Source organism: Legionella cincinnatiensis (assembly GCF_900452415.1).
Taxonomy (GTDB): domain Bacteria; phylum Pseudomonadota; class Gammaproteobacteria; order Legionellales; family Legionellaceae; genus Legionella; species Legionella cincinnatiensis.
Genome location: NZ_UGNX01000001.1, coordinates 3,300,989 through 3,316,043 on the forward strand (window position 1 = coordinate 3,300,989; position 15,055 = coordinate 3,316,043).

Sequence of the window (15,055 nt, forward strand, 5' to 3'; positions counted from 1 at the left end):
TAAATTTATGCGTTCTCAACGAGCTGTAACTGACCTTCGTCACTGGTTGAGTAATAAATTTTTTGTTGTTGGAGAAAATTCAACACATCGCTTTTTCGGTACAACACCTTGCGTCCAATTTTTAAATAAGGAACACCACCAGCCCAGCGGTTACGTTCAAGTAACTGGGTGGAGCAGCTTAATACCGCAGCAATCGTTTGTTGATTAAAAAGCGCAGAATGTGGCGCAGATTCAAATTCGTTTAATAGATGTAAACGGGATGGTTTTTTTAAAGTCATAGGAAATTCCTCAGTTATTTACACCTCAGCCAAATGCCGAGATGTATCTTCCTTGAACAGAACTCAACGCATCATCCAGTATCACCCTGAACAATTGATTGATATTCTTTTCTCCTAATCCTTTGACTTCCAACAGCCTACATTTTGTTGGAACATCGGGCTTACTCCTTAAGCTTGGAAAAAGTATCTCGTATTCCCTCAAAGAATGTCAAGCACAAAAGATCAATTTCAAAGATGTGTTATCGAACGATATTGATTGATACTAAAAATGAAATATAACATGTCATAAATTCGCAATTCGCGAATTTATCATAACTTTTGGTATTATTAGATTTATCTGTGTCCCATACGTCCCAGCGCTGCAAAATAAGTTAGGGACGTGTCTAGCCCAGTAATGACATGGATGCCCCATCTGTCCCATTAGTCCCGGATATTTTTTATATGTCTACAAATGAGCATTGAATAAATTGAATAAAATTCATTTGCATTCCATTTTGGACGAAGCTATATTCCATAATAGACGGAGATACAATCCATAATGGACGAACGTATAATCCATAATGGACGAACTCATAATCCATATTAGACGAAACTTAGGACACCTTCTTGAATACGAACACAAATAATTTTCCAAGACAACTTAAAAGTCGAATGGAAATTGCCATGAAGGATACACCCGTTGTTTTAATAAACGGGCCTCGGCAATCAGGAAAGACCACTTTAGTCAAAGAATACTCTCCTTCCTTACCCTACTTCACATTGGATGATGACAATATTCTTAATGCAGTAAAACAAGATCCTGTGGGTTTTGTTAATCGAATCGATAAAGCAATCATAGATGAAATTCAACGAGCGCCAGAATTACTCCGTGCGATAAAACGTTCAATTGACGAAAACAGACAGTCCGGCCGCTTTTTATTAACTGGATCAGCCAATTTACTCGCATTACCTCAAATTGGAGATAGCTTGGCTGGTCGAATGGAAATATTAACCTTATTTCCACTTTCTCTGGCTGAAATCCAACGTAGAGAAAATCACTTTATAAAATATGCCTTAGATCAATCCTGGCCAAATCAAGCAACACGTTCAGAGCAATCAGACATTATTTCACAAGCTCTGACAGGTGGATATCCAGAAATGTTAACGAGACCAACTTTTGAAAGACGAAATGCTTGGGCTAAATCTTATATCAAAGCAATAGTAGAACGAGATGTAAAAGATATCTCATCAATAGAAAAATTAGTAGAAATGCCTCGATTACTGGAGGTACTGGCTCAACAATCAGGAAAATTAACCAATTTTACTCAAATTGGTGGGCAATTAAATTTAGATACCAAAACAGCGCAGAAGTATGTCGGTTTACTGGAAACATTATTTTTAGTACATCAATTAAGACCTTGGCATGACAATACCTTAAGTAGAATAGTTAAAACACCCAAAATTCATTTTATTGATAGTGGTCTTTTAGCATGTCTGAACAGAGTTACCATCGAAAGCATTGAAAAAGATAAATCTTCTTTTGGAGCTTTACTAGAAACTTGGGTATATAGCGAATTACTGAAAATGTGCACTCTAGCTAATGAGCCATGGAATATTTATTACTATCGTGACAAAGACCAAGTGGAAGTGGATTTTATTCTTGAAAATCACGCACGCAAGATTATTGGTATTGAAGTTAAAGCAAGTCAAACTATTCTTAATCAAGATTTCCGTGGATTGAGAAAACTGGCTAGTTTAGCTGATAAAAACTGGGTTAGCGGGATCGTTCTCTATAATGGAGATAAATGTTTGTCATTTGGAGATAATCTCTGGGCAATACCATTTTCATTTCTTGATTGAGACTAGAGTGAGGAAAATATTTAATGATTGTGCATGTGAATCAAATACAAAAGTCACAACTCTAATTCTTGGGACAGTCCGATACGGGCCCCATTTAAAATGATACAAATTGAACATTTCTTGCTGGTTTCAACTCTATCCATTAATCCAGAAATAATTTTAAATATTTATCCAATAGGAGTTAGTTTCTATTTAAAATAGTTTGATCACACTGTCCATTTTATAAATTTGCGTTATCCTATCCACGCTTTAAAATGGAAAAAGGAAGATAGATGAAAAGCAAAATAATCGTTTTAGCTTTATTATTTGGATCACAAATTAATATAGCAAATGCAGGATTAGCCGCTACGACTGTCCATAGTCGAGCAAATTGTATCAATAATGAATCTATAACTTGGTGGCTTGGTCACGCTTATGATTGGCGTGTTGTAAGTACTCATACCAATATTTATGGAGGAGGTCATCTTATTGATACAGGATATGCTGTTACTTGGAGGCAAGCAGCTGTTCATTGGAATGAAGCCCCCTTAAACGATCACAGATGGGTTGTTTCCGGGTATCATTATTTAAGTGACTATGGCAACGGAAGAGTACCATTTGATACAACATCTGTTGGCGACTGTAGCATTTATAATGGCTGGTGGGATTATTAATAAGTACAGGCATAAAGGGAATAAAAATGAATAGCAAATTATTAATAGCAGGGATCACTGCTTTATTTTCTTTTAGTGTAATAGCAAGCAATGAGCAAGCTTTAACAAAAGAAGAAATAAATAAAAAAAACAAAGAAATTCTTGCTAAAGCAGGTATTGAGATACCTGAATATAATGAAATAAATATTGTCACTGCAAACAAATATATTAATAGCATGAATATTAAAGATGCAAACGATGCTCATTTGGCAAAGAAAATGCGAGAGTATCTAGTTATGAACGATGAACAACAAAAAAATGGTTATGTTAATGACAATGAACCCAGAGCAAAGGAATTACTAGATTTAAAAAATACCGCAGCTTACCAAAAGAAAAAATACAATGGAGTTCTTTCCGCAGAAAGCACTCATATAAGAGATTCCAGTACTGATCTAAAACTTGCATATACATTTGTTGGTGTTCCACCGGAAGAGATGGACATGAGCATTGGTTTTGCTCCTTATGGTGCATATAAATCAGTAAAAAATGGTGATGGTGGTGATGGATGGGATGGCGCGGTACAATTTTTTGATAAAAATGGAATTGGTAGCTGCGCGTTTTCGGAGCATAATAGAAAATTATCGGGATTAGGTGTTGAGCTCATTAAAGAGCTGGTTTCTTATGACGTTCAAAATAGACCGACGGTTATACTTGTCAAAGGAACCAAAGAAAGTGGCTATCTCTATAAAATAAAATGGTATGACCCAACGTTTAGTCGTGAACTTGAGTGTGCAAACATGGAATTTAGCCCTCAGATTAAAGAGAATGTGATTGCATTAGCCAGTCGTATAGAGTCTTATCAGCAACCATAACTTTATAATCTATGAGCTTAGATTGGTATTTGTAAATTGATTTAGGCTCATGAAATTAATAAATAAAAGTAGCTGGCGTAACAATTAGAAATGAGAATCATCATACTTGGAGATCATTGCACTTATAACATCTATCAGGCCGATTAATTCATGAGATTCATCTTCCCCAACAATATCCAGCAATTTATCGAGAAAACCAGCTAACTGATCATATTCATCTGCATTTTCGGGCTCACGTATCACCGGTGAGATATGCTTCCAATGTTCTATCAATTCATTGATGTTCATATCTCAACTACCGCTGTCATGTGTTCCTGTAAAAAATTAGCTACTTGTTGCATGGGTTTCCTCAACCGTTCAACGTCTTTCATGATATACCCAGCAGTTACATCATTATTCATTTTATGATTAAGAAGTCGCTTTAATGCATAAGCTGGTAGATCAAGACTATCTGCGATAGTCGCGAAGGTTCTACGAAGATCATGCAAAGTAAATGGTACATCGGATAATTCCACCACCCTATTTACTGCTTTTTTAGGTTCATAGATATAACCAGTTTTACTATCAGCTGGGAATACAAATTCACTGGTTTTATTTCGGCTTCTGCGCTCCATTAGCTCATAGACAAAATCAGACATAGGTAATGTGTGTATTTCGTGGTTTTTGGTGTCTTGCAGGGTGATGGTTTTGGATTTGAGATCCACATCTTCCCAGCGCAAAGAGGCAGCTTCCATTTTTCTCATGCCAGTAAACAAGAGCAATAAAAAATAATCATGCCACAGTAAGGCGTTACGATAGTTATCTGTCTCCACCAATATAATGACTGCTTTATACCAGTCAGAAAGTTGATGCGGTTTGATAACCGTTTGTTTTCGATCCACTCGATACCATGCCCGGGTATGCGATAGGTATTTGACTGGATTAATGGTGATAATTGGATGGCCGTTGCCATCTTGATATTCATACATGGCGTAATTAAAAATAGCTCTTAATACCCTCATGGCATTGTTAGCTCGTGCTTTACTATTTACCTGGCCATGCTTGCTATGACGTTTAGCAATCATCTCTCGGGTAATATTCACCAGAGGTTTATCAAGCCAATCAGGTACTACTTCATGCAATACACATTGATAATCGTTTAAGGTGCGTGGCTTTAAATCTTTTCTTGCTTTGAGGTAGTCATTCAATACCTGCTGTAAGGTCATGGCATGGACTTTTTTGGTTTTCTTCTCAGCTATCGGATCATCACCTCTGGCCACACTACCCAAAAGACTTTTGGCTTGCTTTCTGGCCTCTTCAACCGTCAAGTTGCCATATTTGCCTAACGTCACTCTTTTAACCTTGCCGTTGATTCTGGTTTCAACGATGAAACTTTTAACACCACCTGAAGTAATTCTTAAAGCAAAGCCTTTTAAATCATTATCACGATAAAACGTTTGGGTTTTTCCAGCGATATGTTCGAGTTTATCAACGATGGTTTTGGTTAATTTAATACCCTTTTCGGCTTCGGCCATAATTTACCCCTAAAATTCCATGTAGACGCCATGTAGACACTTTATTTAAAACTAAATAAATCTTAATATAGCAAATTATGGCTTATAAACGTTGATTTTAAAAGGTTTTTGAAAGAATTTAAAATTTGATAAAAGTAGCTAAAACCCATATTTTACAGACTTATAATCCGTTGGTCATAGGTTCAAGTCCTAGTTCCCCCCAATTACAGTCAGTAAAATCTCGTGATTGATAAAATCAATCACGAGAAAGAAACCCTATAGTTTTTTGTTAATATTAATTAACGCCATTGAGACGAGACAATTGATTTACTGGGGTAGCATCGGCAGGTAACTGGAGATTATTGGGAGTAACTTCCCAAGTAATACCGCCATCGGTCGAAGTATAGCTTAATGGAACAATACCTATTGTGCCTGATTTCTTGTAATACCCAACTGAATTACAAAGGTTTTTTGATGCATCACAAACAATACTAAACAGCCCACTATTACTAAGAATGCCGGTCGCAGCATCAGAGGGGAGAGGAAGCGGTGATGAGCTGACAGTCCATGAGTAGCCACCATCAACAGAAGTATAGCTTAAAGGTGCCACAACACCATTTTTGTTGGTGTAATAACCCACCGCACTACAACTTGAATCAGTTTGACTGCAAAAAACACTATTAAGATACGTCTTTTGACGATAGACTTGACTGATTACATCAGGGGGTAGCGGTAATGGCAAGCTCAGCTGCCATGTAGCGCCACTGTCACTCGAAATATAGCTTAATGGAGAAACCCCTGTTCTATTATTATAATAATACCCAACCGCAGTGCAGAATCCCATGTTATTACAAGAAATAGCACGTAGTTCACTCAGCTGATTAGTATTAGGAACATCTGCTGGCAGAGGAAAAGGAGTTTGATTGAGAGTCCATGAGCGTCCCCGATTTGTTGATGTATAACTTAATGGGACAGTTGACTTGTTATTATTGGTGTAAGACCCTATTGCCGTACATAACTCACCATTGGGATCACAGGAAATGCCGTAGAGTATATTGTTCTGCTTGTTGGCTGGGAGGATCACATCAGTTGGCAAAGGGAGTGTTTCACTAAGTTCCCATTTCTTACCTCCATTGCTTGATGTATAACTTAATGGGACAGTGGCGCCAGTGTTGTTACTGTAATATCCAACAGTAGAACAATGCGATTGTCCTGATCCAGTACATGCAACCCCGAAAAGTGCGGTACGTATGCTATCAGCTGGCATACTTACATCTTTCGGCAAAGGGAGTGTAGCGCTTAATTTCCAATGAGCACCACTATCAGTCGAAAAATAGCTTAATGGTGCATAACCCGGCGCATCTGGGCCCTCAGCATTAGTAATATAAGCTCCTATCGCAGTACAAGAGCGACCCATTTTATAGCAGGCAACACCGTTGAGAAAAGTGTACTGCTTGCCAGAAAGCTGAAGAACGTCAGAAGGGAGTGGTAGAGAGGCACTTAGTTTCCACTCAATACCACCATCATAATAGGCTAAAGGGACAGTGCCACCCTCACTATTTAAGTAGGACCCAATGGTTACGGTTTGTAGTACTGGCTGGGCTGGAGTAATAGTAAGACTTGCATCAGCAAAAGACTGATTCGCTGATAATAAAATAATAGCTTTACCAAAAAATAATACTGGAAGTTTGGTTTTTTTATACATTTTCTATCCACCTTTTTTAATAAAAGATTCTTAATCCCTAAGTGATAAGCTAATATGCCTATCACTGAGTTATGATTACTAGTATATTGGGGGGAAATGAGCAGAGAATTACGATGCCGACTCAATAAATGCATAGCTTATTTAAAATTGTAATACGGGTTTAAATGACAGGTTTTCTTGGTACTATTTTAAGCACTTAACACCATCAAGAAATGAGCCAGGGCGCTCCACTCTTAATGGAGCTCTAAAAGGGAAGCCAATCACGAAGCAAACTCAGATTGGCCTGAAAATTCGGATTTACGCCTTGGATGGACTTTCACATTCCAGAGTGGCAGCATCATAAATAATGGAATCAAGCAGCAAATAAACAAGGTGAGGAAGAAATTATCCCAGCCGTAATTTTTGATAATTGCACCCAAAGGAGCACCAGCCAGAACAGCACCTAAACAATAAGCAAAAAATCCGGCAAAGCCAGTTGCAGTCGCCGCTGCTTTTTTATGTGCTAACTCCGCACACGCCATACCAATCATCATTTGTGGTCCAAAGATAAAAAAACCAAAGAAAAAAAGAAACAAAGAGTCGATGAATGGTGTATATCCCCTAGTCAACGTAAATAACAACAAAGTGGCAAATACACCAGCAGTAAAGAGAACATTGATTGGATTGCGTTTACCTTGAAATATTTTATCAGAAAGCCAGCCGGCAACTAAACTTCCAAAAAAACCACCAATCTCAAACCAGATGACACAACTACCTGCTGTGATTAAGGAGTAATCCTTCACTTCCGTTAAGTACAGCATGCTCCAATCATTAATGGCCGTTCGGACAATGTAAATAAACAAATAAGAAATGGACAGCATCCAAATATATGGGTTACTTAATACGTAATTCCAAAGAATTTCTTTGACTGAGAATTCTGTTTTTTCGTGGTGGTGATTTGATAAACCAGAAAAATCTCCCCTATATTGCTCTATCGCAGGTAAACCGAGCGACTGTGGAGTATCTCTTAAACGATTGATTAAAAAAATACCTCCTAAAATGCAGATCATCCCAGGCACAAACATGGCTGAACGCCAGCCGAAATATTGCGCGCACATAGCAACAACCAATGGAATTAATGCCCCCCCAACGTTATGTGATGTATTCCAAATACTCCACCAACGACCACGTTCGGATTGAGAATACCAATGGGTTAATAATTTAGTACATCCTGGCCATCCCCATCCTTGAAACCAACCATTCAATCCCCAAAAAATAGCAAATAGCCACCAGGTAGAAGACAATCCAAACAAAATATTAACAATACCTGTCAAAATTAGCCCAATCGCCATTAAATAACGAGGATTTGACTTATCGCCAAGAATCCCACTTAAAAATTTGCTGATGCCATAGCTTAAGCTTAAAATGCTAGCAATCATTCCCAGTTCAGTTTTGGTCATTCCCAAGGAACTTTGTAATGCAGGCATCGCGAAGGTAAAACTTTTTCGCGTAAAATAAAACAAAACATACCCTATATACATTCCATAAAAGGTACGAATACGCCAATAACGATATTGTTGTTTAACAATAGTTTTATCCTGAATTTCATCAAGATAAGGAGCAGGTTTTAGAAAATTCAACAATGCCATGATGGTCCATATCATGATAAAAAAATACGATTAGAATGTAACTCGCAAAGTATGTCAAATCCTTTCTAATGAAAATGATAGCTTTGTCATACCTATTGATAATTAATTTCTAAAAATTTAAATGGAATTTTTGTGAAATTATAAATAAGCTACACAGTTTGTATTAAAAAGGGATTTGTCGGAATGAAAGAAATAGTTAGTTTATTAGAACAAGATCAAATCGATTTTGCTATTTATAAACGTCCTGAAGTCATAATGGTTTTAAGAAGAAAATTTCGTACTCAAAAAGATTGGATTATTGCTTCTTTCAACCAATATCAATTTACTGAAGAAGAATCGAAAAAAGTCCAACAAGCCATTTTAAACGGGGATCTTCGAATAACAGATATTCTAAAACGTCCGTTTTCCCACTACTTTTGGAGCTTCCTTACCTTTAAGTGGGGAGAGATACTTTCGGGTGGAAAAAGATTATCTAAACAAGAAGTTTTACAAATTGCTACTTACTCTAGCAATGGGCAAGAATTTACAAGAACCCCCATTCAAAATAGAAATAGGCTGATAAAAGGAGTGCCATTAGTCATTGGCAAAGTCATTACCTCCATGGCGCTTTGTATGGTATTTTGCCTGGGATTATTAAGTACTTTAGGAGTTCCTTTTGGCGTTGGCCTCGGCTTAGCGATAGTACTTTCCTTATGTAACGGAATAGTTTGTTTATTAAGTCGTGGACAAGCCATGCTTGATAGTGCAGGCTTTCATCCTAAAAAACAAAAAACGTTTACGACCCTTGAAGAAAATATAAAAGAAAAAACGATATTCGATAGAGGTCAGAAATTATTTTTTGGTATTGTGACCTTGTTGGCATGTATGTCTGCGGGCATTTCTGGATATGCTGGCCTCGTAGGGCTTCTCACTTTTTTGGGGGCAGGTATGATAGCCTCTAACCCTCTAGTTTTAATAGTTACGATTGGACTATCTTTGATTGCCGCTATCTCTTTTTATTCGTTTCAAGCTGTAGGCATACGTGAAAATTATGCAAAATTTAAAAATCTTTTTATCGAAGATTATAAAAAACCCTATGGTCTTTTGCGATGTGTCTTATTAGGAATCGTAAGTACGATTTTTCTAGCTGTCTATGCGACACTAACTTGGTTTACTACTGTATCAGGGGTTAATAAACTTTTTAATGCTTTAGGCGCGAATCCTGATACCTTTTTAGCACATGTTCTTTCTATGATATGTACTTCGACAACCATGGTTGTTAATACTTTTTCACAAGTATATAAAGTCTTTAACCCGAAAACGTATGTCGATCTAAAAGAAAAATTTGAAGCAATACATCAACCACCGGAAGAATACCAAACAAGAGCACAAAAGATAAAATATGGAGCCATCAATATACTCAAATTATGTGCTTTGATAGGTGATTCTCTTGCTTATTCTGTTGCCGGTGGAATCCGAAGTGGAATTCATGTTGGTGAAACGCTGGGAGAGGCAATAGGGGCAAAACTTGCATTAACCATTACCATGGCAATATTGTCGCCAGTCATTTTGGTATTCGTATCGATAGCTTTTACTTGGCCTACTATTTTTGATAGAAAAAAATCGACTCAATATCCTTCACAGCTGGAGAAGCCATTAATAGAAAAAATGAGCCAAAGCTCTACTCCAGATGCACTTCAAAATAATACTCCATTACCAACATTAGAAAAATCTCCCAACCCTAATAATTCTAAAATTAGGCAAGCTGGACCAAAATTTTTTGATGCGAGGTTGAGTGAAGTGGCCAATGGTAGCCCTACTTTAGAGAGAACAATTTTGAGATCTTCCTCCCCATAAATGAGGAGGTTTTTGAATCAACAAGGTAAGTATCGATTGATTTGAATCTGGAAATGAGTGAGAGCACACGTAGCCCGGCTGCTAGCAGCCGGGAACCCACTTATCTATGCAGGCAAACCATCGGAATGAAGCAAATTCATTTCTGATGAATTTTAAATTCATGCGTTCTCAATCCGCTGTAACTGACCTCAGATAATTTCACTACCCTATTAACCACTTTCTTCGGCTCAGAGATATAGTCCGTTTTACTTTCTGCTGGGCATACAAATTCTAGAAATAAACGCCAATTCGAGCAGAGACAGTGTCTGCACCTCTGCCGGTACCCCAGGTAGGTGTATTTACAAGGCCCTCAGCAGCAGCGCCATTAGCAAATTGATTTACTCCATAGTCAATATCATGGCGGTATTCGATGCTTCCTACGGTATCTTTCCACAGGGAAATATTAAATGCCCCTATAAAACGCTGTTGCGGCAAATTTAGAGCTAGGGCATCTTTAGTCCATTGATAACCAACACCAATAGATGAGGGCTTATTAAATGCTCTAAATGTCATGTTTATTTCTGTGTGTAACGCTTGTGGTTTTGCACCGCGCCCATTAAAACTCAAATCCTCTGGCCTAAATGCCTGAGCTACACCAACCCATTCTACTGCAAAGTTAAATCGCTCATAAGCCATATTGCCATAAACATTTACAGCCGGGGTCTTGCGACTTGCTTCATTTCCATAAGATAAGGAACCAAAACCACCAAACCTTCCAGGATTTGCTTCTGTATTTTGCATCCCCGTCGCATCTTCCACAGAACTGATGTAACTTGTTCCCAATTCTCCAGTAATTTTATCCAATTTAAAACGATACCCCCCATTCGCACCACTTACTCCTGATTGTCCTAAAGTGGTATCACCTCGATAAATATAGGCTGCAACAAAGAGTCCACTGTCTTCTTGATACTTATATCCCCAAATGAACGGTTTTGCTTTGTTTTGTGTCATATTTGCCGTTAAAGGAGCACTTATCATAGAGCTCGAATAACGTCCAAAGGGCAGGTACAATTGTCCCGCAGCAAGATTAAACGGAGTTTTATCCTCATTACCTATATTTACAAAGCCCATATCAAGATTAAATGCTGAATTATTAATCTTGGGCCCCATCTCTAGCAGGCTTTCATTAGAAGCACTAGCAATATAAGCTTCTTCATTTTGGTTCAATGCGGTGGCAATGTCTAATTCACTTAAATCTAAGGTTAAATCAACGTTTGTTTTTTGTAAGGGGTCTAGTGGCGTTTGTATTATTTGATATGGCCACTGTTGCTCTTGCTCTGCATAGAGCGGCAACGATAAACAGACTAAAGCCCATATTATTTTCTTGCACTTCATAAACTACCCCTACTTATTTTTTACTTCTACTTCATGGCCTATGGGGTACACCCACTTTCCAAAGCCAATTGATCTACTCCTCTTTATTAAAATAAATGCAGTCCTTCTGACTTAAATTTGTAAGACATACATCTCACTCATCGCTGATGAGACATAAAGTGATTAATAGTACGTTATCTTTTTTATCCTCTGATGCTTTAGTCAGAAATAGAGTTAAATTAAACGAATTTGAATTTAAATGCAAATGATAATTGTTCTCATTTGATAATATTTTTCACTTGAATAATAATTATTATCCTTTGAGTCGTATTTAGAATAATTTATCGGTGGTTACAAACTTAAAACTGCTGATGTTTCTGGAGAAGGGTTGTGCAAAGTCAAAATACGATCATGAAACTCCATCACAGTAGAGCGATGAGCAATACTAATTACTGTGGTTTTAGGTAATTTCTTTTTTAAAAGAGAGTAAAGTTGTTTTTCACTTTCTTCATCAAGTGACGCAGTAGCTTCATCTAAAAAGAGCCAGTCGGGTTTCTTTAATAAGGCTCGAGCAAAAGAGATTCGTTCTTGTTGGCCTAGTGATAATCTTTTCGACCATGTATCTTTCTTATCCAGTTCAGAAATAAACTGGTGCATATTTCCACCCACAGCACTTAATACTTCCTCATATTCTCTATCAGTATAGGCATTAGACAGTTCAGGATAAGCAAGTACTGCTTTCAAAGAATCATGTGGAATGGATGGTTTTTGCGGTAAAAAATAAGTTTTTTGATGTGGAGGAATGCTAATTTCTCCTGTTCCATATCGCCATATACCTCCTATGGTTTTAAACAATGTGCTTTTCCCATAGCCAGAAGGAGCTTTAATTAAAATATTTTCGCCCGGTTTAAATTCTAAATTTAAATTGTTCATAATATGTTGCGTACTTGAAGAGTTCGGATAATCAATAGTCAAATTTTTTACAGTTAATCGCTCTGAATGATTTTCTTTGATATGAATATTTTTTTTACTTACATCACTGCTCTCTTTATCAAACGCCTCTTCTAACTCAGTAATCCGCTCTACACTTGTTTGATATTCTTTGAATAAACTATGGGAGTTAAAAAACCAACTTAAGGCCGTACTTATCTCGCTGATAGCAAAGTTAATTTGGGTGAATTGAGCCAATTCGATAAATCCAGCAAAATAAACTGGGGCTGTGAAAAGATAAGGGAATAACCATGAAATATGAGTATAAGCCAACTGAAAAGCATTTAATTTTAAATTAACCCATAATCGTTGAAACGCATTTTGAGATATTTTTTCGAGATCGTGATCTAAAATATTTTTGTGGTACTTTTCTCCTGCTTCGAGAGCAATATTTTCTGCATCATTATGAACAAACTCTAGATCTTTTCTAAACTGTGCTTCGGCGGATTCGTTTTGTTGATTTAATGCGGGTAAAGATTTGCCCAACATTGGAGTAATAATCATTGGTATTACTGCAGCCAATAAGGATAACCATACCAAGTATCCTGGGATAAATATATTAGTTCCTAAAATCATCAATGTCACCGAACCACCAACAACCCATAACAAAGTAATCAAGACAGGTAATGCTATTGATGAACGAATAAATCCCGTGCTTAAGGAAAGAGTTAATCGAATAAAATTTTTAAAGTTTTCTTGAATACGTTGCTCTGGATCATCAACATGCAGTGTTTCACGTGATAGGTTTAAATAATTTTTCTCTCCAAACAGATACTTATTAATGTACTTTGATGATAACCACACACGCCATTTAATTGATAAGGTTTCAGCTAAATAATCTTTTAGAGTAGTAACAGCAACAATTACTGCAGAAGTTAGAACAACAATACCGCAATAAAAAAGAAGTGCAGAAAGTTCTTTCGCCATCCAAGCAGTCCAAAGCCCCATAAAACACCATGGAATGAACAAAGAGCCTAATGCAAATAAAGAAATTTCACACAGAATGATTCCTATAAAGAATGACCAGGCAATTAACTTTTGATCTGAATGAATAAAATAATCATTGAATAATTGAAGTGCTTTTTTAAGGTATGAACTTTTTTTCGTTTTTATTGTTCTTACTTCTGACGTCATTTATATTTGTCTTCCATATTTCCTATTACTTTTTCTCGACGGACAGCCCCTCTCCTTTTAGCGATTAAAAAAGCATTGTAAGGCAAAAAAAATGTTGATGAGGGCTGTCTTTAAGCTTCATTACCCTTTAAATCATTAAGGCATCCCTGCCAAATATCCTAAATCAGATAAGACTTTAATGTACCTTGGCGACGGACATCTAAGGTAGCGCAATGGAATGAGCCACCAAAACTATTAAAGTTCCTAAAATGGCATGGAATAGGAGTAAAGCCCCATTTTTTTAAGGCAGTAATCATAGGTTCATCCTGGTACTCCACCACTACACGTTTTTCATCAAGCATCAGAATATTCATATTAATCCATTTACTGGTCATATAAAGCGGATGTCCATCAGGAATAATTGGTTGTGGTGATCGAAACACATCCCAACCTTTGAAAAGTTCAGGTACCACTGGAACACGGTCGGGATGAATTAGTAATTTTCCAGGTGCCAAGGGCAATAGAGTAGTATCAATATGCATGGCATGTGGATCATCAAAATCCAAAACATGGATCCGATACTCATTGCCCAGATGACGCCGTAGCCATTCAATTCCCAACTCATTGGTGACATGACTTTTTTGGGCAATGATATCTCGCCCACAACGTATAAAATCGGCTGCATCAAATGTAGGTTCGAATTCATTGATTATCCACCGTGCGGACTCACCTTGCTTGGGTTCTGTCCATTGATATTCATAGAGTTCATCTCGTAACTCCGGTTTCGGCGCTGAACTCCATTTAGCCCCTTGTTTGAAATATTCTTTAAGCAATGGCCTATATCCAAATACCTCACAATAACGTGAACGCCACGCTAGAGGACATTCAATTATCTCGTTACCGATAACCAATAAGAGATCTCTGGGCATCGCATTATAGAGCCCGGTGCTTTCCCACCCACTCATTCGAAACGATTGAGCATGATCCATAGGTTCTGGGCGACGAACCTTTACCCCCTCAACCTCTAAAATACGAATAAATTCTTCCAGCTCTTTATTCGCTGCAGCAATTCGTTCGGCAGGAAAAAGCTGTCCAGCATGCTTTCGAAATACATCATGTTGAGCTTCAGGTAGAACAGGACCCAAGGCGATATGCCAGGGTGGAAACCTGGCGCCATCTACAACACCAACAATCACCTCCTCAAGTAAATCCCATTCTGTATAAGAACAAACAGGTGAGGTGTGCGCTTTAGAAATCTTTAGAGAAGAATCTCCCATCGACTCATTTTCAGTCAAGTACATGTTCAATTTCCTTTA

At 37.5% G+C, this 15,055-nt stretch carries 11 protein-coding genes and 1 pseudogene; 4 read left to right on the forward strand and 8 right to left on the reverse strand.

Annotated elements, in window-relative coordinates:
- Nucleotides 1-5: 5 nt before the first annotated feature.
- A complete protein-coding gene (locus DYH34_RS14740) occupies nt 6-278 on the reverse strand; it encodes a helix-turn-helix domain-containing protein (RefSeq protein WP_058464402.1) in 273 nt (90 codons plus the stop codon).
- A 663-nt stretch (nt 279-941) separates the two neighbouring features.
- Here DYH34_RS14740 and DYH34_RS14745 point away from each other — a divergent pair.
- The 3 genes from DYH34_RS14745 (at nt 942) to DYH34_RS14755 (ending at nt 3,621) form a co-directional block, all read left to right on the forward strand.
- Nucleotides 942-2,117 (forward strand): ATP-binding protein, encoded by a 1,176-nt coding sequence (locus DYH34_RS14745; RefSeq protein WP_058464401.1) that lies wholly within the window; start codon nt 942-944, stop codon nt 2,115-2,117.
- Between the two features lie 272 nt (nt 2,118-2,389).
- Nucleotides 2,390-2,770: a hypothetical protein gene (locus DYH34_RS14750; RefSeq protein WP_058464400.1), complete on the forward strand. Its 381-nt coding sequence runs from the start codon at nt 2,390-2,392 to the stop codon at nt 2,768-2,770.
- Nucleotides 2,771-2,796: 26 nt separating this feature from the next.
- Nucleotides 2,797-3,621 (forward strand): hypothetical protein, encoded by an 825-nt coding sequence (locus DYH34_RS14755; protein ID WP_058464399.1) that lies wholly within the window; start codon nt 2,797-2,799, stop codon nt 3,619-3,621.
- Between the two features lie 84 nt (nt 3,622-3,705).
- Here the strand turns inward: DYH34_RS14755 and DYH34_RS14760 are convergent, their stop codons facing one another.
- The 4 genes from DYH34_RS14760 to pgtP form a co-directional block, all read right to left on the reverse strand.
- Nucleotides 3,706-3,909, reverse strand: coding sequence for a hypothetical protein (locus DYH34_RS14760; protein ID WP_058464398.1), 204 nt, complete (start codon nt 3,907-3,909; stop codon nt 3,706-3,708).
- On the reverse strand, nt 3,906-5,135 hold the full coding sequence (locus tag DYH34_RS14765) for a tyrosine-type recombinase/integrase (protein WP_058464397.1): 1,230 nt from the start codon (nt 5,133-5,135) through the stop codon (nt 3,906-3,908). The genes DYH34_RS14760 and DYH34_RS14765 overlap by 4 nt, the downstream gene beginning before the upstream one ends.
- 274 nt (nt 5,136-5,409) lie before the next feature.
- Complete coding sequence (locus tag DYH34_RS14770) at nt 5,410-6,819, reverse strand: beta propeller repeat protein (protein WP_058464396.1); 1,410 nt, start codon at nt 6,817-6,819, stop codon at nt 5,410-5,412.
- Nucleotides 6,820-7,079: 260 nt separating this feature from the next.
- On the reverse strand, nt 7,080-8,447 hold the full coding sequence (pgtP, locus tag DYH34_RS14775; protein ID WP_058464395.1) for an MFS transporter: 1,368 nt from the start codon (nt 8,445-8,447) through the stop codon (nt 7,080-7,082).
- 183 nt (nt 8,448-8,630) lie between these two features.
- Here pgtP and DYH34_RS14780 point away from each other — a divergent pair, with 183 nt between their 5' ends.
- Nucleotides 8,631-10,283 carry a hypothetical protein gene (locus tag DYH34_RS14780; protein WP_058464394.1) on the forward strand — a complete coding sequence of 551 codons (1,653 nt, stop codon included), beginning with the start codon at nt 8,631-8,633 and terminating at the stop codon, nt 10,281-10,283.
- 270 nt (nt 10,284-10,553) lie between these two features.
- Here DYH34_RS14780 and DYH34_RS14785 read toward each other — a convergent pair.
- The 3 genes and pseudogenes from DYH34_RS14785 to DYH34_RS14795 all read right to left on the reverse strand — a co-directional run.
- Nucleotides 10,554-11,555 (reverse strand): annotated as a pseudogene (locus DYH34_RS14785) (LbtU family siderophore porin); the annotation flags it as partial.
- A 432-nt stretch (nt 11,556-11,987) separates the two neighbouring features.
- A complete protein-coding gene (locus DYH34_RS14790; protein WP_058464393.1) occupies nt 11,988-13,760 on the reverse strand; it encodes an ABC transporter ATP-binding protein/permease in 1,773 nt (590 codons plus the stop codon).
- Nucleotides 13,761-13,918: 158 nt separating this feature from the next.
- A complete protein-coding gene (locus tag DYH34_RS14795; protein WP_202972241.1) occupies nt 13,919-15,040 on the reverse strand; it encodes a hypothetical protein in 1,122 nt (373 codons plus the stop codon).
- Between the last annotated feature and the right edge of the window lie 15 nt (nt 15,041-15,055).

Coding starts and splice junctions, on each gene's coding strand:
- DYH34_RS14740 (WP_058464402.1), bottom strand. CDS start 278: ATGACTTTAAAAAAACCATCCCGTTTACATCTATTAAACGAATTTGAA.
- DYH34_RS14745 (WP_058464401.1), top strand. CDS start 942: ATGAAGGATACACCCGTTGTTTTAATAAACGGGCCTCGGCAATCAGGA.
- DYH34_RS14750 (WP_058464400.1), top strand. CDS start 2,390: ATGAAAAGCAAAATAATCGTTTTAGCTTTATTATTTGGATCACAAATT.
- DYH34_RS14755 (WP_058464399.1), top strand. CDS start 2,797: ATGAATAGCAAATTATTAATAGCAGGGATCACTGCTTTATTTTCTTTT.
- DYH34_RS14760 (WP_058464398.1), bottom strand. CDS start 3,909: ATGAACATCAATGAATTGATAGAACATTGGAAGCATATCTCACCGGTG.
- DYH34_RS14765 (WP_058464397.1), bottom strand. CDS start 5,135: ATGGCCGAAGCCGAAAAGGGTATTAAATTAACCAAAACCATCGTTGAT.
- DYH34_RS14770 (WP_058464396.1), bottom strand. CDS start 6,819: ATGTATAAAAAAACCAAACTTCCAGTATTATTTTTTGGTAAAGCTATT.
- pgtP (WP_058464395.1), bottom strand. CDS start 8,447: ATGGCATTGTTGAATTTTCTAAAACCTGCTCCTTATCTTGATGAAATT.
- DYH34_RS14780 (WP_058464394.1), top strand. CDS start 8,631: ATGAAAGAAATAGTTAGTTTATTAGAACAAGATCAAATCGATTTTGCT.
- DYH34_RS14790 (WP_058464393.1), bottom strand. CDS start 13,760: ATGACGTCAGAAGTAAGAACAATAAAAACGAAAAAAAGTTCATACCTT.
- DYH34_RS14795 (WP_202972241.1), bottom strand. CDS start 15,040: ATGTACTTGACTGAAAATGAGTCGATGGGAGATTCTTCTCTAAAGATT.